Source organism: Mucilaginibacter sp. OK283, assembly GCF_900110415.1.
In the GTDB taxonomy this organism is placed as follows: Bacteria; Bacteroidota; Bacteroidia; order Sphingobacteriales; family Sphingobacteriaceae; genus Mucilaginibacter.
The window spans coordinates 364,997-386,067 of record NZ_FODR01000002.1; the positions used below are offsets into that span (position 1 = coordinate 364,997).

Here is a 21,071-nt window from a genome sequence, read left to right on the forward strand (position 1 = left end):
GTCATAGATATTCCGCCAGGTGTAAAAAGTGATAAAATCACATTTATTAACAGGTATTTACACATCTTTATTTTTAATATTTCGTACAATTACCGCAAAAGGAGCGTGATGTTCGGAGGAAGTAGATTTTTCTGTAATATTACGGTAACACCATCCTAAATTTTATCCATTTAGTTAGCTATGTTAAGTTTCAAGATTAAGATACTACACATCGAAAACGTACAAGAAGATGCTCTCATGGTTAGGCAGGCACTTGACGAAGCCGGCGTGGTTTTTGAGAAGCTGGACATAAGCGAGCATGCGGACTACATTACCGCACTCAAACAATTTAACCCGGATGTAATACTTACCAATTGGCAAACACCAACCATTACTTGCCTTCAGGCTTTAAATATACTTAAAGAGCAAGCCCTCTTTGTTCCGTTAATACTTGTCACCGATCGCACTTCGGAGGAGGTTGCAATAAACGCCATGATGGACGGCGTTGCCGACTACTTATTGAAAGACAGGTTACAGCGCTTATCCATCGCCATCTTTAATGCTATGGAAAAGGCTATGCTAATTGCGGAGAACAAACAGTATGTTACCAGAGTCGCAAAAAAGCGGTCGTTTATAAAAGAAGTCGAAAATGTTGCCCACATCGGTATTGTTGAGGTTGACCTTGTAACGCAGGAGCGTAATTGGTCGGATGGGGTGTTTGAAATTTTGGGCTATCTCCCGGGAGAATTGGAGTCTTCGTTTCAGTCTATTGCCAAATGTGTACATCCGGATGACGTTGATCAGTTTATTGCAGATGGTGAATATGGCATGGCAAATTTAGATGTTCTTGATTTACAATACAGGATAGTTACGCCATCGAAACAAGTAAAATTTATCCACTCCAAATTAGTCATCATCCGGAACGATCTTGGTAAGGCGGTTAGGGCTTACGGCACTATACAGGACATTACCGAACTAAAAGTAGCCGGGCAAAAGTTAAACCAGGCAAGCCAGGAATTAAACAGGCTTTTTAACACGCTCGACGATGTGCTGTTTTCCAGGGACATGATTAACAACAAGCTCATCCAGATTTCGCCCGCCTGCGAAAAATTATATGGCTATAAATCGGAAGAATTTCTGAATAACCCTGATTTGTGGAATTTAACGCGACATAAAGATTACAAAAGTGTTTTTCTGGAAATGTTTGAACAGCTTTGCAGAGGAGAAACAGTTGTTAAACAATATAAAATAGTTCATAAAATAAAAGAGATAAAATGGGTAGAGAGCAAAGTTATACCAACCATTGACAAAGATGGCGCACTCATACGGATAGACGGTGTTACCCGCGACATTACTGAGAACAAAAGGATTGAACTTGAATTGCAGCAAAGTGAGCAGCGCTTCAGGGAATTAATAGATAACAGCAGCGATATTATTGTATTGACCAATGAGTTCGATCAGTTGATTTATTCCAGCGAGAATGTTAGCAAAATAATGGGTTATACTAAACAAGAGTATAATAATATAAGGCTTAAGCCCGACTTTGTACATGAAGATGACAGGGCGCTTCGTGGAAGGGTTTCATCAGAGAGCCACCAAAAACCCGGTAAAATAATTCCTTTTTGTCTGCGCTTTAAACACAGTAGCGGCTCCTGGATGTGGGTTGAGGGTACGGTGGTAAACTTGTTGCACGTGCCGGCGGTAAATGGAATATTGGCTAACTACCGCGATGTTACCGAACGTAAAAATGCAGAAGCTCAAGCCGAAAGAAGCCGTGTTCATTTACGCAAAATGTTTGCTATCCAGGCGGCTATTTTGGATGCCTTACCCCCACAGGTAGCCTTGCTTGACGAACATGGTTGTATTGTTACAGTAAACAAATCATGGAGGAATTTTGCCGGCCAGAATAATTTGCCCGAGGCCAGCTACAGTGCTGGTTTTAATTACCTGCAGGTTGCCGGGAACGCTACCGGGTTGGATAATGAGCAAGGATCAATGATATACCGGGGTATTAAAGATGTAATGTCCGGAGATCGTACTGATTTTTCGATAGAATATCTTAAAGATACCTCATCGGGCAAGAAATGGTTTCAGCTTGTAGCAGCGCCCTTAGCTGGCCTGATGCAAAAAGGAGCTGTAATATTAAATGTTGATATATCTGACCGCAAAATTATCGAAAACAACCTGGTACTTAGCGAGCAAAGGTACAGGCAGATAGCCGAGACCGCACAGGAGGGTATCTGGGTTATTGATAATGAATTGAAAACAATTTTTGTGAATAAAAAGATGTGCGATATGCTGGAGTACGAAGTTCATGAAATTATGGGTAAGCACAATTACGATTTTAAGCACGACAGCGATAAAATACAAACCCTTGAAAGACTTACACAAAAAGAACTTGGTGTAGTTGAAACCCACGAATCTACTTTTATCACCAAAAATGGCAAACGGTTAGTATGTAATGTATCTACCAATGGTATTTTTGATCCGGGTAGAACCTATGTAGGCACCCTGGCCATGATCACAGATATTACCGGAAGAAAAGTACAAGAAGAAGCGCTAAGAAAATCAGAAGCCAATTTATCTGCCATTATCGAAAACACTACCGACCTGGTTTACTCGCTGGATAAGGATTTAAAATTCATAACCTTTAATAACCAGTTTAAAAACGCCATTAAACACGTGTATGGGCTGGACGTAGTTCAGGGGGCATCGGTACTTGATATGCTTGCTGGTTTTGATCCTGTAACCGCCGGGAAATGGAAAGAGAATTACGCAAAGGCATTGGCCGGCGAGACACAGCAGTTTGTAAATGAATACCCTTATGGCGACGGTAAAATTTATTTAAGCTATTCCATAAACCCGATACGGGAAAGGGGTAAAGTGATTGGGTTATCCTGCTTTTCGCGCGATATCACAAAGCAAAAAATGGATGAGGTTGCTATTATCAAATCGGAAGCCAACCTTAGGTCGGTATTTGAAAACACCGACCTTGCAATCATTATGTTTGATAATGAGCTTAATATAGTTTCATTTAATACCAATGCTGCCAAACAATCTGCAAAATTCTTTGGTAAAAAACTAAAGGTTGGCAAGTCGGGATACGACTATTTTATTCAGAAAAGGTTATCATTTATTAACAACGTTATTGACCGGGTGAAGAAAAAGCAGCCTGTTAGTTATGAAACCTTTTATGATGTACATGACGGCGTTACTCAGTGGTTTGAAGTAAAATCGGTAGGTGTTTTTAAAGATAAAAAAGAAATGGTGGGCATTATCCTTACGCTAAAAAATATCACCGAAAGGAAAAACGCTGAATTAGAACGCGAACGGATGACTGCCGATATGATAAAACGAAACCAGGACCTGGAGCAATTTACTTACATCATATCGCATAATTTAAGGGCACCCGTGGCCAATATAAAAGGACTGTCGGGATTGCTTTATGATTTTGAGATGCCAGATCCCGAATACCGGTTTCCGCTGGATGCGCTTGCAACATCTATAAACCACCTGGACCAGGTCATACTCGATCTTAACCAGATATTACAGGCTGGTAAACAGGTAAATGACAAAAAGGAACTTGTTATTTTGCCGCAACTGGTAGATGACATCAAACTGGAAATTCAGCTGATGATGCAACAAAACAGCGTGATGATCAGCTGCGATTTTGCAACCATTGATGAGCTTTTTACCATTAAGAGTTACCTATACAGCATTTTTCAGAACCTTATCATCAATAGTATTAAATACAGAAGTGTCAGTATCGCTCCTGTAATTCATATTAAATCTGTTTTAGATAACGATAAGGTTATCCTTTATTTTGAAGATAATGGGAAAGGTATTGACCTGGCAAAATCCGGCGATCAGTTATACGGGTTATACAAGCGTTTTGACTTTAGTGTTGAGGGTAAAGGAATGGGCCTTTTTATGGTAAAAAAGCAGGTTGAAAGCTTAGGCGGCCAAATAAATGTAAAAAGCCAGCCAGGCAATGGGACTCAATTTATAATTGAATTGCCATTGTAACAATCTGCTTTTTTCCATACCTCATTTAGGATTTTGAGTACAACGGCTTTGCATCCTGGTAGCTTTTGGGCAGGTAAGGGGTATAACTCAGCGCCCGGAATAAAGCCTTTGTTTTTTGTAAACCTCCATTACCATTCACGGCGAAGTACCAGAAATGTTCTACATCGCCATCGTTCATTGTCATTTGGGTAACGCCTTGTGATTTGTGCTCGGCAATTTCCCAGTTGGCTATTACTTTGTAGTTTACCCTGTTTTTGTAGCTGAAGGATGCTGTGCGGTCTACCTTAAAATTTGCCGTATCTGTCAACGGCACGGTTTGCGCATAGCTGCTGTAGCCCTTGAACCGGGTAACGGTATCGGCCTTGTTGCAGGTAGCCGCACCTAAAATAACCGGCCTGTTATCGGCAGGCAATGTGGTTATGGCATTTAAGGCAATCAGCGCGGCGGCTTTATGGGCGCCATGGGTGCCAGCTTCGGGCAAAAGGGTAAATATAAAATCGTAGTGATTATTGGTTAAAACCTGGTGCAGGCGGGTATTTACCGTATTGACATTCCAGCTGGTATCAAGCGGTTCCTTTTCGTTTAAGGTATAGTGGGCATCTTTTTGATCGATGAAATAATAATTGTTTACACCCAAAATGTGGCCGGCGTTTACCAGTTCGCGCTTGCGGATGCGTGGCAGGTTGGCGCGGCCGGTTTTCTCGTCGGTTAGCTCAATGCCGTAATAGGTTTCGGCCAGGGTGGCGTATTTGTAGCCGGCTTCACCGTTGGTTATTACAAAAAGGTCAACTATGCCATGCTGTTCTTTGGCAATTTTGTATAACGTTACCGAAAATGTGCTCTCATCATCTGGATGTGCCATTACTACCAGTACACGCGGCCTCGCGGCTGTAGCCTGCGCCCTGCCCTGCTTTAATCCTCCCAAATAAAATACAACAGTTAATAATAGTACAATCAGCTTTTTCATACCCCATTTTTAAGGTTAAACCCGGAGGCGTGAGGGTGGATTCGAACCACCGTAAAGGGTTTTGCAGACCCCCGCCTGAACCACTCGGCCACTCCGCCTTTTTTTAAAGCAGCCCTATAGATCAATACCATAGGGCCGCTGTTTACTTTCAATTTACATCAAACCATAATTTGGTTGTAAGCACATCGGCGCCCTGGCTGGCAACCGCGGCCTTGTAGTTTACACCGTTTAACGATTGCTCCGTGCCGGGGTAAATAAACCGAACCGGCAGCTTGCCGCTTAATGTGCCAGCTACTGCAGGTTGCAGCTGCGGGTAATCAAGCCTGCGCCACTCGGTGAAGCCTTCCAGTCCCTGGCCAAATAAGGCTATCCATTTTTGCTCGCCAATTGATTTTTTGTAATTGGTGGCGTCATATTGCACAGCAGGCAGCGATGTGTAAGTAGCAATATCAGCATCGGCAATGCTGTATTGTTTTAATGAAGCGGTTACAGCCTGTTTGTATAGCGCGGCAGCGTCCCCGGCAATAAAGCCGCGTGCTACAGCTTCAGCCTGGTCAAACAAGGTTTCGGCATAGCTGATGATCACCGCAGGGGCATGCGGCGCTAAAAAGTAAGTGCCCGGTTTTGATGTTTTGGTGAAGCCCAGGTTGCTGGCATCGCCAACCAGCAGGCCGTTGGGTATGCCCACATAGGTTTGCGGTGTGGCATCCTTGGTTTTACTGGCATACACAGGCAGGCGCGGATCATTCAGCGCGAAAAGTTTATCAACAATAGTTTTGCTGATGCGGTAATCGTCGCGGGTATCAAACAAATTGCTGATGGGGTTCTGGTTTGGCGAATCTACATAGGTAAACTGCGCGGTTTCGGTATTGGCGCTTATATAGCTGCCGCCCTCGGTTTGTATATCGGCCAAAACCTGTTTGGCTTTTGCAGGCTCCCTATCGGCTATGCGCAAGGCAATGCGCAGGCGCAGCGAGTTGGCAAACTTTTTCCACAAGGCAATATTGTTGCCATAAATAACATCGCCGGCAATGGCTTTGCCCGATGGGTCAAGCGCGGCTTGGGCGGCTTTTAAATCATCAAGCAGGGCAAAATAAACATCCTTTTGGGTGTCATAAGCCGGGGTGAGGTACTGATCGATATTGGCTGCCTGCTTGTAAGGGATATTGCCGTATGCCTCGGTAAGCAAAGTAAATACCCATGAACGCAATACCAGCGCTACACCTTTGTAGTTGGTATTTCCCTGCGCGTCGCCCAGTTTAATGATCTGGTTAAGGTTAACTATACTTTTTGAATAACCTACCGTCCACAGCTCCTGGAAAGCGCTGTTGCTGTATATATACCTGTCGGGATCGGTATATTGAATTTTGGCCCAGTATTGTACAAACAGCAGGCTGGCGTCCATGTTGTTGGCCGTGCCCCAATAGGTATCGGCGGTAACCTTGCTGGCCGCTGTAAGCAGGTAATCGGGCTGTGCCGTTTGCGAGTTATTGGGGTTTTTGTTAATATCTACCAGGTCTTTTTTGCACGATGCTGCCGATAACAACAGCGCGCCTGATAATATGAGGGTTGTATATTTAAGTTTCATGGTTATTAAAATTTAAGGTTGATGTTAAAGCCAATATTGCGTACGGTTGGCAGGGTAAGGTCTTCCAGGCCCTGGCCGTTGCCGTTGTTAAAGGCGGTTTCAGGATCGATGTTTGGCGCGTTTTTGTGGATTATCCAAAGGTTGCGGCCAACCACAGATAAGGTTGCCGATTGCAGGCCAACGCTTTTTACCCAGTTTGAGGGGAAGGTGTAACCCAGTTTAACCTCGCGCAGTTTAATGTACGATGCATCGTAAACAAAAGCTTCATCAACATTGGTAAATCCTTTGTAGTATGATTGGGCAGGTAGTATGGTAGTATTGGCAGTACCATCGGCTTTTACGCCTTTAAATATCATACCATCGTTATACACGGTTACACCTGCCGGCGCGTTGCCGCTTACCTGTACCGCACCTGCTGATGCATTATTGCCCGGATAATAATAGCTGATACCACCATTTGCCGCCCCCCGCCCCGGCAGGGTTGAGGCCAACACGCCGGTATAGGTACCTGTGCGGTTGGTGTTTGAATAGATAGACCCGCCAAACCTGGCATCAACAAGGAAACCAAGGTTGATGCGTTTGTAGGTAAAGCTGTTATTGATGCTGCCCAGCCAGTTAGGTGTAAATTTGCCCAGGTATTGTTTGGTTGGATTGATAACCGGTGTACCATTGGCGCCTATTACAATTTGCCCGGATGCATCGCGGGTATAGGCGTTGCCATATAGGGTGCCATAAGGCTGGCCAAGGGCTGCCAATACCTGTACGGTACGGTCGCTTCCTAAAATGATGCTTTGCAGGCGGCCTTCATCATCCAGCTTAACTACTTTACTGCGGTTAAGTGAGTAGTTGGTGGTAATATCCCACGTAAATTCTTTTGATTTGACGGGCGTTAATCCCAATTGTACCTCGATGCCCTTATTGTTGATGCTGCCGCCATTGATCAGTTTTTGGCTGTATCCGGTTGATGGGCTTACATCAACGGTAACAATCTGGTTTATACTATTGGTATTGTAGGCGCTTACGTCCAGGTGAACCCTGTCCTGGAAAAAGCCCAGCTCAAAACCGGCCTCGGCCGATGTGGTGGTTTCCGGTTTCAGCTTGCTGTTTAAATCAACAGTGCCCAGGCTTTGCTGCGGGTTTGAACCAAAAGGAGCGGTGAAATTGTAGTAATTGATGAGTTGGTAAGGGGTTGTTGCCTTACCCACTTTCGACCATCCGCCGCGTAACTTGGCGTAGGTTAAAATGTCGCTTTTAATATCAAGCGCCTCTGATAGTATCAAACTGCCGTTAACCGAAGGGTAAAAGTAGGATAGGTTGGCCGCAGGCAGGGTCGACGACCAATCGTTACGGCCGGTAAGGTTAATAAAGGCGTAGTTTTTAAAACCTATTTGTGCCGATGCAAAGTAGCTGTAGGTTTTAAGCTTGCCATAGTAGTTGGACGATACCAGCGGATCGCGCGAGTTACTTAATGTGTACAAGCCGGCTACCGCCAGTTTGGGTGCTACCTGGTCGTTTTGCTCATTTAATATGGTGCTGATGTTGCCACCGCCCAAAACATCTAACGAGAAATCGTTATTCAGCTTTTTGGTGTATTGCAGCCTGGCTTCGGTATTGGTTTCGTTTACGGTGTAGGCATCTTCTTCGTATGATCCAAATGGGGTGCCGTTGGTCCCGTAAGCTACTTTAATTTTGCGCCTGTCGTTATAATAATCAGTCCCGGTGCGAAAATTGGCCGATAAGCCTTCAATGATCTTATAATTCAGCTCCACACTTCCTATAATGCGGTTTTTGTGTTGCCCTACCGTGTTTTCATAAGCCAGCCAGTAAGGGTTGCTATAGTAGCTGTTGTTCCAGTTAAAGGTGTTGCCGTTGGCATCTTTATAATTTTTAAGCTGGCTGATATCAACCTGGCGGCCAAACCATGTAAACTGTAACATGGTGCTGGTTGCACGCCTGCCGCCTGCGCCGGGCAGGTTATCGGCATCGTCTTTAATATAATTGGCAATGGTAGTAACCGTTAATTTTGGGCTAAGCTTGAAGGTGGAGTTCAATAAAAACGAGTTGCGGCCCTGCGAGGTGTTAGGTACAATACCCGTTTGGTGCAGGTTATTGTACGATAAGCGGTAGTCGGCCTTATCGCTGTTGCCTGCCAGTGCTACGCCGTTATTTAAGGTAACGCCCGTATTAAAAAAGTTTTTTACATTATCCGGATGGGCCACAAACGGAACAGCCTGGCCGTTGGAGTAAAACTGCGGAATAAGCGATCCATCCAAAGCGGGGCCCCAGCTTTCGTCAACGCCATCGTTAACGCCGCCGCCTTTGCCGTCTACATAGCTAAACTTGCCGTTTGATCCCTGTCCGTATTCGTTCTGGTAATAGGGCAGAATGTTTACGGTAGAGAAGCTGGTGTTGGAGTTGATGGTAACGCCAAGCCCTTTTGCACCTTTACCTGTTTTGGTTTTAATAAGGATAACGCCCGCTGCGGCCCGGTAACCATAAAGAGCCGCCGCGTTTGGCCCCTTAAGCACACTTACCGATTCGATATCCTCGGAGTTAAGATCGGCTATGGCGTTAGCAAAATCCCTGGAACCGTTGGTGCCTAAAAACTGGCTGTTATCTACAATGACGCCGTCAACCACAAATAAAGGTTGATTGTTGTTTCCTATCGAGGTTTCGCCACGGATAATGATGCGCGACGAACCCATATCGCCCTGGCTGTTGGTAACCTGTACACCGGCAATTTTACCTGCCAAAGCGTTCACCAGGTTGGTTTCTTTGGCTTCGGAGATGTCTTTTGATTTTAAGCCCTGAACCGAATAGCCCAGTGTCTTTTTATCTTTAGAGATGTTGAGCGCGGTTATCACCACTTCGTTAAGCGAGTTGGGGGCATCCTGCAGCACAATTTGCAGGTTGGTTTCGGCTTGTTTAACCGTAATTTCCTGCGTTGCAAAACCGAGATAGGACACTTTAAGTACATCGTTAATATTGGCGTTCAGGCTGAATTTACCATCGGCGCCGGTTTGTGCACCATTGGTGGTGCCTTTAACAGCTACACTTACACCGGGTAAGGGCAAGCCATCGGATTTAGCAGTTACCACCCCGCTTATTTTAACAGATTGCGCCGCAACCGTTTGGATGAGAAAAAAAGGCAACAGGATTGCCAGTAAAAATTTGTAGTTTTTTAACATGATAGTTAATGATTAATAGTTTTTATTGCCAGTACAGCAAAGCCAGCCAACAATATTTTGGGCATAGCAATGCCCGCTGTTGAATTTTTAGTACCGGTAAATTGATTGTTGATTGTGTTGGTTATAAGCCGGAACGGCCAGCTGCAGCAGGGGACCCGGGGCTAATAACCGTTGCCGTTATTTAACAGCAACAACGCATACCCTGCATATACAGGTAAACAGAAGCGGAAGAGGATGATACGAATTTGCGGGCAGGGAATACGTTTGGGAAAGGTGTCCTTGTTGTTTTCATAACAATTTGATATATAGATAGTAGTATTGAGTAGATAGTGCTGAGTTTTGAGTAAAAAGGTTTTTTAACCCCGAAAATCAATATAAAGCTTTGAGCGTTATGCCTTCTGCTTTTAGCTTTTAGTTAGTTTACAGATGCAGTTTTATTGTTCACCAATGCATCAACTACTTTTAGCATCGATGCAAACTCCTGGGTATCATAAAGGCGGGTGAGGTATACAATTTTGCCGTCTTTATCAATAACCACGTTGCGGGTTACGCCACTTTTTTTGTTGGCAAAGCTCCCGAAAATATCGGCACCCGGATCAAGCGCCAGCGGGTAGCTGATGTTCATTTCCTGCTGAAAATGCTGCACTTTTTCAAGCGGCTCATCCCTGTCGACCCCGATAAGTACCAGGCCTTTGTTTTTATAGGCCTGCCATACATCTTTTTCAAGGTGGGGCATTTCCTGGCGGCATACGCTACACCAGCTGGCGGTAAATTGCAGGATAACTACCTTACCCCGAAGCTGTTTTAATGAAGTTTGGGTGCCATCGGCAAGCACCAGTTTAAAATCGTCGGGAGCCTGATCGCCGGTTTTAACGATATAACCGCGATCAGTTGATGCGGGTAGGGGAGCCGGCGTTACGGTTTGCGCCCCGGCCAAATAGCCGCTTATTAATAATGAGCAGGTGATGAGTAGCTGTTTAATTTTCATAACGTAAATTTTTAACTGCATTTAATGCAGGGTTAAAAGCGCTGAAACTTAATTAAACAAGAAATTTGGACGATAACGATATGATGGGTGCAGCTATAAAACTGCCGGTAACGTAACATACATTATCTTTTCCGCGAATTAATAGCGGACAGGAATTAGCACCTTTATAACAATTGGGCTTACAGGTTGCTAAGACATCATAGGGCCTTTCCCTCCGTCTTTCTTGATAATTAAATTAAAGAACTGTTTGATGATGCAAATGTATAATATATTCTACTAAATAGATAGGCATTGTATAATTTAATTGTCATGAAATGGGAGGGGGAACGCCGGTTTTGAACGCTAGTCACGACTCACCCCGGCGAGGCTCCGCCATACTTGTTTTTCGCCTCGCCCATATTCCCATCAAATAATTTTTATATATTTATTCCCGAAAATGAATAACCTTGATGCCTTATAAACCCGGATTACATTTATTATCTGAATTCAGTACCGATAAACCTAACCTGTTACAATCAAGTGCGGCCTGCAGGCAGTTGTTTAATCAGCTCATCGATACCTATCAGCTAACCAAAGTTGGCGAAGTTTACCACGATTTTGATGGCGGCGGTTTTACGGCTGTGGTTTGCTTAACCGAATCGCATATGTCTATTCATACCTGGCCAGAGTATGGTATGGCCACTTTTGATGTGTTTTTATCTAACTATCAAAAAGAGAACGATGATAAGGCACGTGCTATTTACCAGGGTGTTATTGCTTTTTTTGAAGGTACCGAGATGCAAAAAAACGAAGTGAAAAGGTAATATGGCAGCTACACTAAACCCCAAAGCATTCCCTTTTTCGGGCGAGATTACTTGCCCAGGTTGTCAGCATAATATTACGCTTTATGATCAGGCAGGCTGCGAAGCGGTGGTTTGCCCGCAATGCCGGTCTTACCTGCTTTTTAATGATGCGGGCAGGCCTTATGTTGAGGAGAAAATTCACGTTTTAAAATTTAAGCCTGTTATGCCTTTAGGCACTACAGGTACATTAAAAGGTGTGGAGTACAAGCTGATTGCCTACCTGGAAAAGAAGGAGGGGGCAACCAGGTATGAGTGGCGCGAATACATGCTATACAATTATGCCAAAGGCTATGCCTTTTTATCGGAATATGATGGCCACTGGAGCCTGATAGCCGGCGCCAATTTTTACCCCGATTTGGCAAACGTAAATTGCATTTATGGCAACGAGGCCGAATATGAAGGTAATACCTATCTTAAATATAACGCTTACAGCCCGGTTATAACGGCCATGATAGGTGAGTTCGACTGGGATATATCCGCCGAAAAATTAAGAGCTAAAGAGTTCATAGATCCGCCTTATATGCTCACCAGCGAGGAAAACATCAAAAAGTATGTTACCGATTGGTACCTGGGCGAATACCTGGAAGAGGCGGAAATAGCGGCGGCTTTTAATATACCTGTTGAAAGCTTTCCCGAAAAAATTGGTATTGGGGCAAACCAGCCATCAAAATACAAAGCCAGGTGGCTGGCCGCTTATAAAATAAGCGGCATTGCCGCATTAGCGTTCCTGCTGGTGCAGCTTTCTGTTATTTGGCTTAGGCCCGAAAAGGTATTACTATCTGATACTTATGCGTTAGCTATGCCTCCCCATGTGCCGGATACGTCAAAACATGTAAGCACCGCGCTTGATTCTTTAAGAAACCGCACAGCGCCTGCGCCGGCCGATTCCTTAAACTCCTTTGCCCCCGATGCTAATGGCAATTATGAGTTTAAGTCCTTTAAAACCCCCACATTTATAATACCTGATGGACCTGTACCTTTAGAGTTTGAGTTGAACTCGCAGGTTGATAACAACTGGCTATCGGCAACGGTTGAGCTGGTAAGCGAAAAGGACAACCAAACCTGGAGCATATCAAAGGATATTGAGTATTATCATGGTTATGAGGACGGCGAAAGCTGGTCGGAAGGGTCATATACACAAACAGTGCTTTTATCAGAGATTCCTGCCGGTAAGTACCACATCAACATTTATCCTTATGCAGGCACAAGGGACGTTTCATCGCTGTTTATTAAGGTTACCGAAAGTGTTACCCTATGGCGCAATGTATTGGTTACGCTGCTGCTGCTTTGCCTTTATCCCTTATACTGCTGGTACCGGATGCGCAAATTTGAAACAAACCGCTGGATGAACAGTGATTTTTCACCCTATCAAAAAGATGACGAATAATGAAAACGGGAACTATAAGATCAAACGCAATATACATAGCCATTGTGGCTGCAATTGTAGGCTATTATTCATATGCCGCTTTTGATGGCCTGGCCTTTTGGCAAAGTAACGATGTGCAACGCAACGCCAGCTACAACGGCACCGTAGCGCACTCGGGTTACGGGGTTAGGTTTTATCATAAATAACGGTCATGAACAAAAAACTTCCCGTTCTTTTACTCGTATCGGTTTTTATTATTGCCACCTGCGGGCTTATTTATGAACTGATAGCGGGCACTTTGGCCAGCTACCTGCTTGGCGATTCGGTTACCCAGTTTTCTACCATTATCGGGGTTTACCTTTTTTCGATGGGGCTGGGTTCCTGGGTATCCAAATACTTTGATAAAAACCTGCTGGCCTGGTTTATCCGGATCGAAATACTGGTTGGCCTGGTGGGCGGTACAAGCTCATCTATCCTGTTCCTTGTTTTTGAAAGTGTAAGTTCGTTCCGTATTATATTATACGGACTGATATCCCTTACCGGCATCCTTGTAGGGCTGGAAATTCCGTTGCTGATGCGTATTTTGCAAAATAGGTTTGAGTTTAAAGACCTGGTATCAAAGGTGTTCACTTTTGATTATATAGGCGCTTTAATAGCCTCGCTGGTATTCCCGCTGTTGCTTATCCCTTACCTGGGTTTGGTGCGCACAGCTTACCTGTTTGGTATGCTGAATGTACTGGTAGCTTTAATAACCTGTATCAATTTCAGGCACGAAATTAAAGGGGCTAAATATTTGCAAAGCGCATCCATCATCAGTATGCTGGCCTTGCTGGTTGGTTTTGTGTATGCCAATACCATTACCAGTTTTTCGGAAAGTTTAACGTATAGCGATACCATCATTTTTTCGAAAAGTACGCCATACCAGCGCATTATCATCACCAAAAAAGGCCGCGACCTGCGGTTGTTTTTAAACGGAAACCTGCAATTCAGTTCGGTTGATGAATACCGCTATCACGAGGCGCTCATTCACCCTGTGTTACAGGCCCTGCCCGATGCCAAAAATATTTTGGTAATGGGCGGCGGCGATGGGCTTGCCGTGCGCGAAATTTTAAAGTATCCGCAGATTGAAACCGTTACCCTGGTTGATTTGGATAAGGAAATGACCAAACTGTTTCGCACTAATGATATGCTGCTGAAGCTGAACCGCCGCTCGTTATTATCGCCTAAAGTAACCGTGATGAATGCCGACGCCTTTTCATGGGCAAGGGCGCAGCATAAAACCTACGATGCCATTATTATTGATTTTCCCGATCCTTCCAATTACTCGGTTGGCAAACTATACACCAATACTTTTTATGCCATTGTAAAGCATTTGCTTAATCCAGATGGTATTATGGTGATACAATCCACATCGCCCTATGTGGCGCCAAAATCATACTGGACGGTGGAGAAAACCCTGCAATCAGTTGGTTTGAATACCGTACCCTACCATAACTATGTGCCCTCGTTTGGCGAGTGGGGCTATATTATGGCCATGACCAAGCCGGTATACAAAGTGCCCGGTCATTACTTGCCCGGTCTGCGTTTTATGTCGAAAGCCTGCCTGGAGCAGATGTTATATTTTCCGGCGGATATGGCCAGGGTACCGGCGCAGGTTAACAAACTGAACAACCAGATACTGGTAAAATATTTTGAGGATGAGTGGTCGACCGTTTTATAGCCGCAGCAGCGGGATGAAGCCGACCAGTCGCCGCGCGTTTATTTTGCAGGCGGGCCTGGTTACCGGGGCCATATTGCTTAATGGCTGCATCCGCAGGTTAAGCGGCGGCAAACCGGAGTATGCCCATATTAAAGGCAAATTGGCCGGCCCCAACGCCAAAGCCGGCCATGCCCTGCGCGATAAACTGCCCATGCCGGCACCCACCACACAGCAAATGGTTAAAACATTAATTATCGGCAGCGGTATTTCGGGCCTATCGGCCGCGAGGTGGCTGTTAAAGCAGGGCGAAACAGATTTTCAATTGCTGGAGCTGGAAGATCATGCTGGCGGTAATGCTTACTTCGGGACGAATGAGGTATCGGCCTATCCCTTAGGAGCGCATTATATCCCCATTGTAAATAACGATGATAAGCTGCTAATTGATTTTTTGCAGGAGCACCAGGTAATTACCCATTTTGACAAAAAAGGGCTGCCCTTTTATAACGAGTTTTACCTGTGCTTTGACCCTGAAGAGCGGCTGCTGATAAACGGCCACTGGCAGGAAGGCATAGTACCCGATTTTGGTGTGGCCGATAGCGACAGGAAACAGATCATCCGTTTTTTTGCCTTGGTTACCCGGCTGAAAAACGCGAAGGGCAACGATGGCAGGTATGCTTTTGATATCCCTTTGGATAATAGTTCGGCCGATGATGCCTACCGGAAGCTGGACAGGATCTCGTTCAAAGATTACCTCAAAGATAACGGCTTCGATTCGCCTTACCTGCTCTGGTACCTAAACTATTGCTGTAAGGACGATTATGGAACGCCGGCCCAAAACGTAAGCGCATGGGCGGGACTGCACTATTTTTCGGCCCGCAAAGGTACCGCGTCCAACGCCGATCCAAACGCTGTAATTACCTGGCCCGAAGGTAACGGCTGGCTTATGAAACGCCTGCGCGAAACCGTAAAAGACCATATTAAAACGGGCCACCTGGCTTATGACGTCCAGATAGAAGGAAGCGGCAAAGTGGCGGTAAAGGTGCTCGACCTGAAACAAAATACATCCGCTGTTATTTATGCAGATAAGGTGATCATGGCATCGCCACAGTATGTTAACCAAAAGTTGCTGAAAAATACTATACGTCCGGGGTTCGATGCGGGTAAGCTGCATTATTCGCCATGGCTTATTGCTAATATTACGGTTAATAAATTACCCTCGGCAGCCAAAGGCATGGTGCTGTGCTGGGATAATGTGGCCTACAATACGGCGTCGGTAGGGTATGTAAATGCCAACCAACAGGATATTAAACTGGTAGAACAACAAAAGGTGCTTACCTACTATTTGCCGCTTTGCGATAAAGAACCCCGCATTGCGCGGCTGGCAGCTTATACCCGCACCTATGAGCAATGGATGGATATTGTGGTACCCGAAATGGAGCAAATGCACCCCGGTATAACTGAGTGTATTGAGCAGGTGGAGTTTTGGCTGTGGGGCCATGGCATGATTAGTCCGTCGGTCGGTTATATTTGGGGCGATAACAGGCAGCAGGCGCGGTTGCCCATCAACAACCAGGTATTTTTTGCGCATACCGATCTGAGCGGGGTATCTATTTTCGAGGAAGCATTTCACCAGGGCATAAGGTCAGCACAACAGGTTTTAGCAGATGAACACGCAGCAATATAGTAACCAGGAACAGCCCTGGATAAAAAGCCGACTTGTAGATGGCATTTTTATCCTGTCGCCGCCGTTTATCGCTTTGCTTATCGTAGCGCTGTTTCCGGCGCAGTTTAAAAACTCGGGCCTGATGCCGGTTCAATATTGGGTGGTACTTATTGTGATGATAGATGTAGCCCATGTGTACAGCACGCTTTACCGTACTTATTTTAACCCGGTATCTTTTAAGCAGCAGCGGCATTTACTATTGGCCATCCCCTTGTTTTGCTACATGGGCGGGGTGATGTTGTATGTTGGAGGCGGCATTTATTTTTGGCGCGCGCTGGCCTACCTGGCGGTGTTCCATTTCATCAGGCAGCAGTATGGTTTTATGCGTATTTACTCGCGCCAGGAAAAACAAGGTTGGATTTTTAGATATATTGATAACGCGGCCATTTACATCGCTACCATTTACCCCTTATTATACTGGCATTTTACCGGCTACAAAAAAAACTTCAACTGGTTTGTCGATGGCGATTTTGTGCTTTTCCATTTTGACCATATCCTGGTGGTTTGCAAGGCTGTTTACCTGCTTACCATTTTGTTGTATTTTGTTAAAGAAATTTGGATTTTTATCACTACAAGGCAGTTTAATATCGCTAAAAATGTATTGGTTTTTGGCACTTTTTTGTCGTGGTATTTCGGCATCATTTACTACAACGGCGATATGGCTTTTACCACTCTCAACGTGGTTTCGCACGGCATTCCCTACATGGCCCTGGTATGGATTTACGAACAAAAGAAATTTGCCGGCAGCGCTAAGCCCAAAATAACCTTCCTTAAAATTACCTTCAGCAAGTATGGTGTGCTATCCTTTGTGGGCCTGCTCATCCTGTTTGCCTATTTTGAAGAAGGCCTGTGGGATGGCTTGGTGTGGAAAGAACACGCTTCAGTTTTTAAACCCTTTGCCACCCTGCCCGCCATCAACAGCGACATGCTGCTGGCGCTTATTGTACCTCTGCTGGCGCTACCACAATCTACCCACTATGTACTGGATGGCTTTATCTGGAAGATGAAGAAAAAGGATGCCGGCGAGAGGGCAGTACTTTACAATAAAGAGTATCCGGGCTAAAAATAATCCGAACACTTAAGCTGTTTTATATCAGTATCTTAAGTGTTCGGCTAAAAACGCGAACGCATCCCCACGCAAATCCGAACACCTGACCTTATCCCTTCGGCATAAACTTCTTCAGCGACATGATGTACCCGGCATGCAAACCCTCATGAAAAGGCAAAAATGCCACCGCTGTATCTATCGAATCAAGTTCGACACCATATCGGGTGGTGAAGGCACCATAATTGGCAAAAATGCCGTTATCCAGGTCGGTTTCCAGTTGTTCTATGGTAGATACGAATAACTCTTTGATGGTAGCTATGTCTTCTTCGCCAACAAAATCAGTGGGTTTGGTATCGGGGCGGTAGGGGGTGTAGAATTTATCCTCGGTAACAATTGGCAACCCGGCGCGGGTGTAGCAAATGCCTTGCTGGGCCGATATCATGTGTGCTACGTTCCAGATAATGTTGTTGTTGAACCCCTGTGGCACCAGGTTCAGTTGTTCGGCGCTAAGGTCTTTTATTGAGTTAAGTACCATGAGGCGCGGTTTAAGTATAATTTCTATCGATTTACGCATGTAAGATATTTTAGCTGATTTATGGCGCGGCTAAAGTATGAAGATTTGGTGTATTATTTTATCAAATTACTTAATGGTGATGGTGTAGTTTTAGGTGTTTAGGCTTTTATTATACCTTTGCGGCTTACGTTACGTTAGCTAAATACCGCTTGATTTACAACATCAAAAGATATGATTAAAAAGATTTACATACTCGTCATCTTCACTATAGTTACTATAACCACTACCCTGGCACAGGAACAAACGTCACAGGGACAAACCATCGACATTCATTTTAACGCCCTTGGCTTTTTGGATAACCGTGAATACAAGGCTTTTATTCCGCGCTCCCGCACTTATAGCGGCATGCGTACCGAGCTTGATTTAGGCTGGAACATTGATAGCTTAAACCATTTTGTTTTTGGGGCCAACGGCATTCACGAGTTTGGCGCCAAACCCTACTTTTTAAAAGTGAACCCGGTAGCCTATTACAATTTTACAGGTAAAAGCTGGCTGTTTTACGCCGGTGCTTTCCCCCGCGAAGGTTTGCTTGATGATTATCCGCGTGCTATTTTAAATGATACCCTACGCTACTACCGGCCTAATATTGAGGGCTTGCTGGCCCGTGTGCACAACGAACACTTTACCGAAACCGGCTGGATTGACTGGGTAAGCCGCCAAACCCAAACCGACAGGGAACAGTTTTTATTTGGATTTTCGGGCAAATACAAGCCATCGGTTAAAGGGCCTTTTTATGTATCCCATTACTTTATGCTGATGCACGATGCCGGTGCCGAAATTGCTGTTCCTAATGATAATATCAGGGATAACGGTGCCGGGCAAATCAGGTTAGGGTTAGACTTTAGTCATAAAACCTTTTTAGATTCGTTATCAGTTGAAGCCGGCGGCATGATGTCATTAGAGCGGGTGCGTGGTGTAGACGGGTTTCATAAACCGGCAGGCTTTGTGGCCAATGTTTATTTGAGCTACCATAAGTTTGCCTTATTTGATGAATTTTACAAAGGCCAGGGACATGAAATTACCTATGGCGATTCGTGGTTTGAAAAGAAAACTTATAACCGGATGGATATCATCTGGACACCATTTTTATATAACCGGGTAAAAGGTCAGTTTATTTTAAGCTTCCACCAAACGCCGGGTTTCAGGATGAGTAACCAAGAGGCTTTCAGGATCACTGTTGATTTGGGCCGCAAGACATTGATCAGGATGAAGAATTAAATTACATCCTGATAGGTAGATATTAGTATAAAGATCTCCCCTGCAAATGGAGATTTAAAACAATCTTATCATCACTTTATAAATAATACATCTATGCAATTAAAAAAAAAGTTACTGATTTTTGCCGCTTTATTGTTCATTATACCTGCCCGTTTGTTTGCGCAGGATAACCAGTTTTCGGGTTGGGCAGCAGTGTTCCATTCGCAAAAACTATCTGAACATTGGGGCTACTCGTTCGACGGACAGCTACGTTCACATGACGAGCTGAGTTACCTGAAACATATTTTGCTGCGCCCGTCGGCCAATTACTATTTTGCCAAAAACAAGGTTGGCGCCTTGGGTTATGCCTACATAGCCACGTATGGCCGCACCACTGCCGGCGATCAAACCTTTCGCCCCGAACACCGTCTTTGGCAGCAATATACTTACACCCATAAACTGAGCAAAAATGTAAACCTTGCGCACCGTTTGCGTTTGGAGCAGCGCTTTTTGGGTAACACTGCCGCTACCAAAAACGATAACTACTTTGCCCAACGCTTCAGATATTTTGCACGGGCCATTGTGCCTTTGAAAAGGGATTCGGCTGTGTTTGCGCAAGGCCCTTTTGTAGCCTTACAAAATGAGGTGTTTGTAAACATCCAAAACAAAAACAAGGTAAACAAACACTTTTTCGACCAAAACCGCGCCTATGTAGCTATTGGTTACCGCATTAACAAAATGATTGATGTGGAAACCGGCTACCTTAACCAATACATTAAACAAGCCGAAGCCTATACGATTAACCACGTGGCACAGTTGGCTTTTTATACGAGGTTTTAAAGCCTTACCCCGGCCCTCGCTAAAGGAGGGGGAGGAAGAAAAATGTTCAAAAAAGAAAAAGCGATGAGTTCAATTCATCGCTTTTTCTTTTTGGCAGTTCATGCAAATCAAAAAAGCCCTCTCCTTTGGAGAGGGTTGGGTGAGGCTCTTACATCCTGCTTACATCGCCGCTTCCTATCTTAGAGCTACTCACACTTTTTACACTACCTGTATAATATACATCGCCCGAGCCTACTACCGATGCCTCCAGTTTTTGGCTTACGTTAACCCTGGCATCGCCTGAGCCTGCAACACGTACCGATGCAGTATTGGTTGTTAAATCCCTTGCAGTATAATCGCCTGAACCGGCTACACTGATGTTTGAATTATCTGCGGTACCGCTTATTTTGATATCGCCCGATCCTGCCAGATTCACATCAAGGCTTTTAACCCAAAGTTTGCCGCTTACATCGCCCGATCCGGTTAGTTTCAGTTTAAATGAACCGGCACGCAAACCTTCCCTGAATGATACATCGCCCGAACCTGAAAGTGATACACCGTTTACTTCTTTAATCGTAACGTAGATCATGATCTTTTTGTGGCCGCCATCAAACCAGTGCCAGTCGTTATCGCTTTTGGTATAAATTTTAAGGGTGTTACCTTCTACTTCGGTAATAATGCGGCTGATAACGTCAGATGGCGCCTGTACCTTAACAGATTCTGTTGATCCCTGGGTGATAACCACATCAAACGAACCGGCGACGCTTACCGAGGTAAAGCCGGATAAATGGCGGTCTTCTGTGTTTTGGGTAACCTCGTCGGTTGGGGTATTTGTTTTTGCAATTGTATAGCCTGCAGTACCTGTTATCAAAGCAGCAATCAGTAATATTTTGCTTAATGTTTTCATCTTAATTATCTCTTATGTAGCTATATGACGCAAGTTATTTGGCGAGGTTGCATGATTTGAGAGAAATAGTTTAATATGTCATTGCTTTGTTCTTACCCATCTATTCTGTTATCCTTCGTACCTACCCATGACATATCCAATTTCCCTGTCATCCTGAGGT

Annotated in this window: 15 protein-coding genes, 1 tRNA gene and 1 riboswitch; of the genes, 9 read left to right on the forward strand and 7 right to left on the reverse strand. The window is 44.7% G+C overall.

The features are described from left to right. Window positions 1-180: 180 nt before the first annotated feature. A complete protein-coding gene (locus tag BMX56_RS06275) occupies window positions 181-4,005 on the forward strand; it encodes a PAS domain S-box protein (RefSeq protein WP_090642545.1) in 3,825 nt (1,274 codons plus the stop codon). Between the two features lie 25 nt (window positions 4,006-4,030). On the opposite strand, the gene BMX56_RS06280 is transcribed toward BMX56_RS06275, so the two are convergent. The 5 genes from BMX56_RS06280 to BMX56_RS06300 form a co-directional block, all read right to left on the reverse strand. Next, the gene (locus BMX56_RS06280; protein WP_090642548.1) at window positions 4,031-4,972 is read right to left on the reverse strand and encodes a PIG-L family deacetylase; all 942 of its coding nucleotides are present in this window, start codon (window positions 4,970-4,972) and stop codon (window positions 4,031-4,033) included. Window positions 4,973-4,997: 25 nt separating this feature from the next. After that, window positions 4,998-5,070 (reverse strand) — tRNA-Cys (locus BMX56_RS06285). 50 nt (window positions 5,071-5,120) lie between these two features. Next, entirely contained in the window at window positions 5,121-6,560 is a 1,440-nt protein-coding gene (locus BMX56_RS06290; RefSeq protein WP_090642550.1) for a SusD/RagB family nutrient-binding outer membrane lipoprotein, read from the reverse strand. Between the two features lie 5 nt (window positions 6,561-6,565). Further along, window positions 6,566-9,748: a SusC/RagA family TonB-linked outer membrane protein gene (locus BMX56_RS06295; protein WP_090642553.1), complete on the reverse strand. Its 3,183-nt coding sequence runs from the start codon at window positions 9,746-9,748 to the stop codon at window positions 6,566-6,568. Between the two features lie 415 nt (window positions 9,749-10,163). Next, complete coding sequence (locus BMX56_RS06300) at window positions 10,164-10,736, reverse strand: peroxiredoxin family protein (RefSeq protein WP_090643945.1); 573 nt, start codon at window positions 10,734-10,736, stop codon at window positions 10,164-10,166. A 119-nt stretch (window positions 10,737-10,855) separates the two neighbouring features. Then, window positions 10,856-10,969, reverse strand: a riboswitch (SAM riboswitch). A gap of 216 nt (window positions 10,970-11,185) precedes the next feature. Between BMX56_RS06300 and BMX56_RS06305 the strand changes: the two genes are divergently transcribed. Genes BMX56_RS06305 through BMX56_RS06330 form a run of 6 tightly spaced genes read left to right on the forward strand, consistent with a single transcriptional unit; the run spans window position 11,186 to window position 17,429 of the window. Beyond that, window positions 11,186-11,539 carry an S-adenosylmethionine decarboxylase family protein gene (locus tag BMX56_RS06305; protein WP_255369784.1) on the forward strand — a complete coding sequence of 118 codons (354 nt, stop codon included), beginning with the start codon at window positions 11,186-11,188 and terminating at the stop codon, window positions 11,537-11,539. A 1-nt stretch (window position 11,540) separates the two neighbouring features. After that, window positions 11,541-12,965, forward strand: coding sequence for a DUF4178 domain-containing protein (locus BMX56_RS06310; RefSeq protein WP_090642560.1), 1,425 nt, complete (start codon window positions 11,541-11,543; stop codon window positions 12,963-12,965). Beyond that, window positions 12,965-13,150 (forward strand): hypothetical protein, encoded by a 186-nt coding sequence (locus BMX56_RS06315; protein ID WP_090642564.1) that lies wholly within the window; start codon window positions 12,965-12,967, stop codon window positions 13,148-13,150. The genes BMX56_RS06310 and BMX56_RS06315 overlap by 1 nt, the downstream gene beginning before the upstream one ends. Before the next feature lie 5 nt (window positions 13,151-13,155). Continuing rightward, window positions 13,156-14,664 (forward strand): polyamine aminopropyltransferase, encoded by a 1,509-nt coding sequence (locus BMX56_RS06320; protein ID WP_090642567.1) that lies wholly within the window; start codon window positions 13,156-13,158, stop codon window positions 14,662-14,664. Beyond that, entirely contained in the window at window positions 14,642-16,327 is a 1,686-nt protein-coding gene (locus BMX56_RS06325) for an FAD-dependent oxidoreductase (RefSeq protein WP_090642570.1), read from the forward strand. The genes BMX56_RS06320 and BMX56_RS06325 overlap by 23 nt, the downstream gene beginning before the upstream one ends. Continuing rightward, a complete protein-coding gene (locus BMX56_RS06330; protein ID WP_090642573.1) occupies window positions 16,308-17,429 on the forward strand; it encodes a hypothetical protein in 1,122 nt (373 codons plus the stop codon). The genes BMX56_RS06325 and BMX56_RS06330 overlap by 20 nt, the downstream gene beginning before the upstream one ends. Window positions 17,430-17,523: 94 nt before the next feature. On the opposite strand, the gene BMX56_RS06335 is transcribed toward BMX56_RS06330, so the two are convergent. Next, on the reverse strand, window positions 17,524-17,949 hold the full coding sequence (locus tag BMX56_RS06335) for a DinB family protein (protein ID WP_255369785.1): 426 nt from the start codon (window positions 17,947-17,949) through the stop codon (window positions 17,524-17,526). Window positions 17,950-18,159: 210 nt separating this feature from the next. On the opposite strand from BMX56_RS06335, the gene BMX56_RS06340 reads away from it, so the two are divergent. Further along, window positions 18,160-19,206, forward strand: coding sequence for a hypothetical protein (locus BMX56_RS06340; RefSeq protein WP_090642579.1), 1,047 nt, complete (start codon window positions 18,160-18,162; stop codon window positions 19,204-19,206). Window positions 19,207-19,299: 93 nt separating this feature from the next. After that, window positions 19,300-20,025 (forward strand): DUF2490 domain-containing protein, encoded by a 726-nt coding sequence (locus BMX56_RS06345; RefSeq protein ID WP_090642582.1) that lies wholly within the window; start codon window positions 19,300-19,302, stop codon window positions 20,023-20,025. Window positions 20,026-20,173: 148 nt separating this feature from the next. On the opposite strand, the gene BMX56_RS06350 is transcribed toward BMX56_RS06345, so the two are convergent. Further along, window positions 20,174-20,911 (reverse strand): head GIN domain-containing protein, encoded by a 738-nt coding sequence (locus tag BMX56_RS06350; RefSeq protein ID WP_090642585.1) that lies wholly within the window; start codon window positions 20,909-20,911, stop codon window positions 20,174-20,176. Between the last annotated feature and the right edge of the window lie 160 nt (window positions 20,912-21,071).

Coding starts and splice junctions, on each gene's coding strand:
- BMX56_RS06275 (WP_090642545.1), top strand. CDS start 181: ATGTTAAGTTTCAAGATTAAGATACTACACATCGAAAACGTACAAGAA.
- BMX56_RS06300 (WP_090643945.1), bottom strand. CDS start 10,736: ATGAAAATTAAACAGCTACTCATCACCTGCTCATTATTAATAAGCGGC.
- BMX56_RS06310 (WP_090642560.1), top strand. CDS start 11,541: ATGGCAGCTACACTAAACCCCAAAGCATTCCCTTTTTCGGGCGAGATT.
- BMX56_RS06345 (WP_090642582.1), top strand. CDS start 19,300: ATGCAATTAAAAAAAAAGTTACTGATTTTTGCCGCTTTATTGTTCATT.
- BMX56_RS06290 (WP_090642550.1), bottom strand. CDS start 6,560: ATGAAACTTAAATATACAACCCTCATATTATCAGGCGCGCTGTTGTTA.
- BMX56_RS06335 (WP_255369785.1), bottom strand. CDS start 17,949: ATGGTACTTAACTCAATAAAAGACCTTAGCGCCGAACAACTGAACCTG.
- BMX56_RS06340 (WP_090642579.1), top strand. CDS start 18,160: ATGATTAAAAAGATTTACATACTCGTCATCTTCACTATAGTTACTATA.
- BMX56_RS06330 (WP_090642573.1), top strand. CDS start 16,308: ATGAACACGCAGCAATATAGTAACCAGGAACAGCCCTGGATAAAAAGC.
- BMX56_RS06295 (WP_090642553.1), bottom strand. CDS start 9,748: ATGTTAAAAAACTACAAATTTTTACTGGCAATCCTGTTGCCTTTTTTT.
- BMX56_RS06305 (WP_255369784.1), top strand. CDS start 11,186: ATGCCTTATAAACCCGGATTACATTTATTATCTGAATTCAGTACCGAT.
- BMX56_RS06320 (WP_090642567.1), top strand. CDS start 13,156: ATGAACAAAAAACTTCCCGTTCTTTTACTCGTATCGGTTTTTATTATT.
- BMX56_RS06280 (WP_090642548.1), bottom strand. CDS start 4,972: ATGAAAAAGCTGATTGTACTATTATTAACTGTTGTATTTTATTTGGGA.
- BMX56_RS06315 (WP_090642564.1), top strand. CDS start 12,965: ATGAAAACGGGAACTATAAGATCAAACGCAATATACATAGCCATTGTG.
- BMX56_RS06325 (WP_090642570.1), top strand. CDS start 14,642: ATGAGTGGTCGACCGTTTTATAGCCGCAGCAGCGGGATGAAGCCGACC.
- BMX56_RS06350 (WP_090642585.1), bottom strand. CDS start 20,911: ATGAAAACATTAAGCAAAATATTACTGATTGCTGCTTTGATAACAGGT.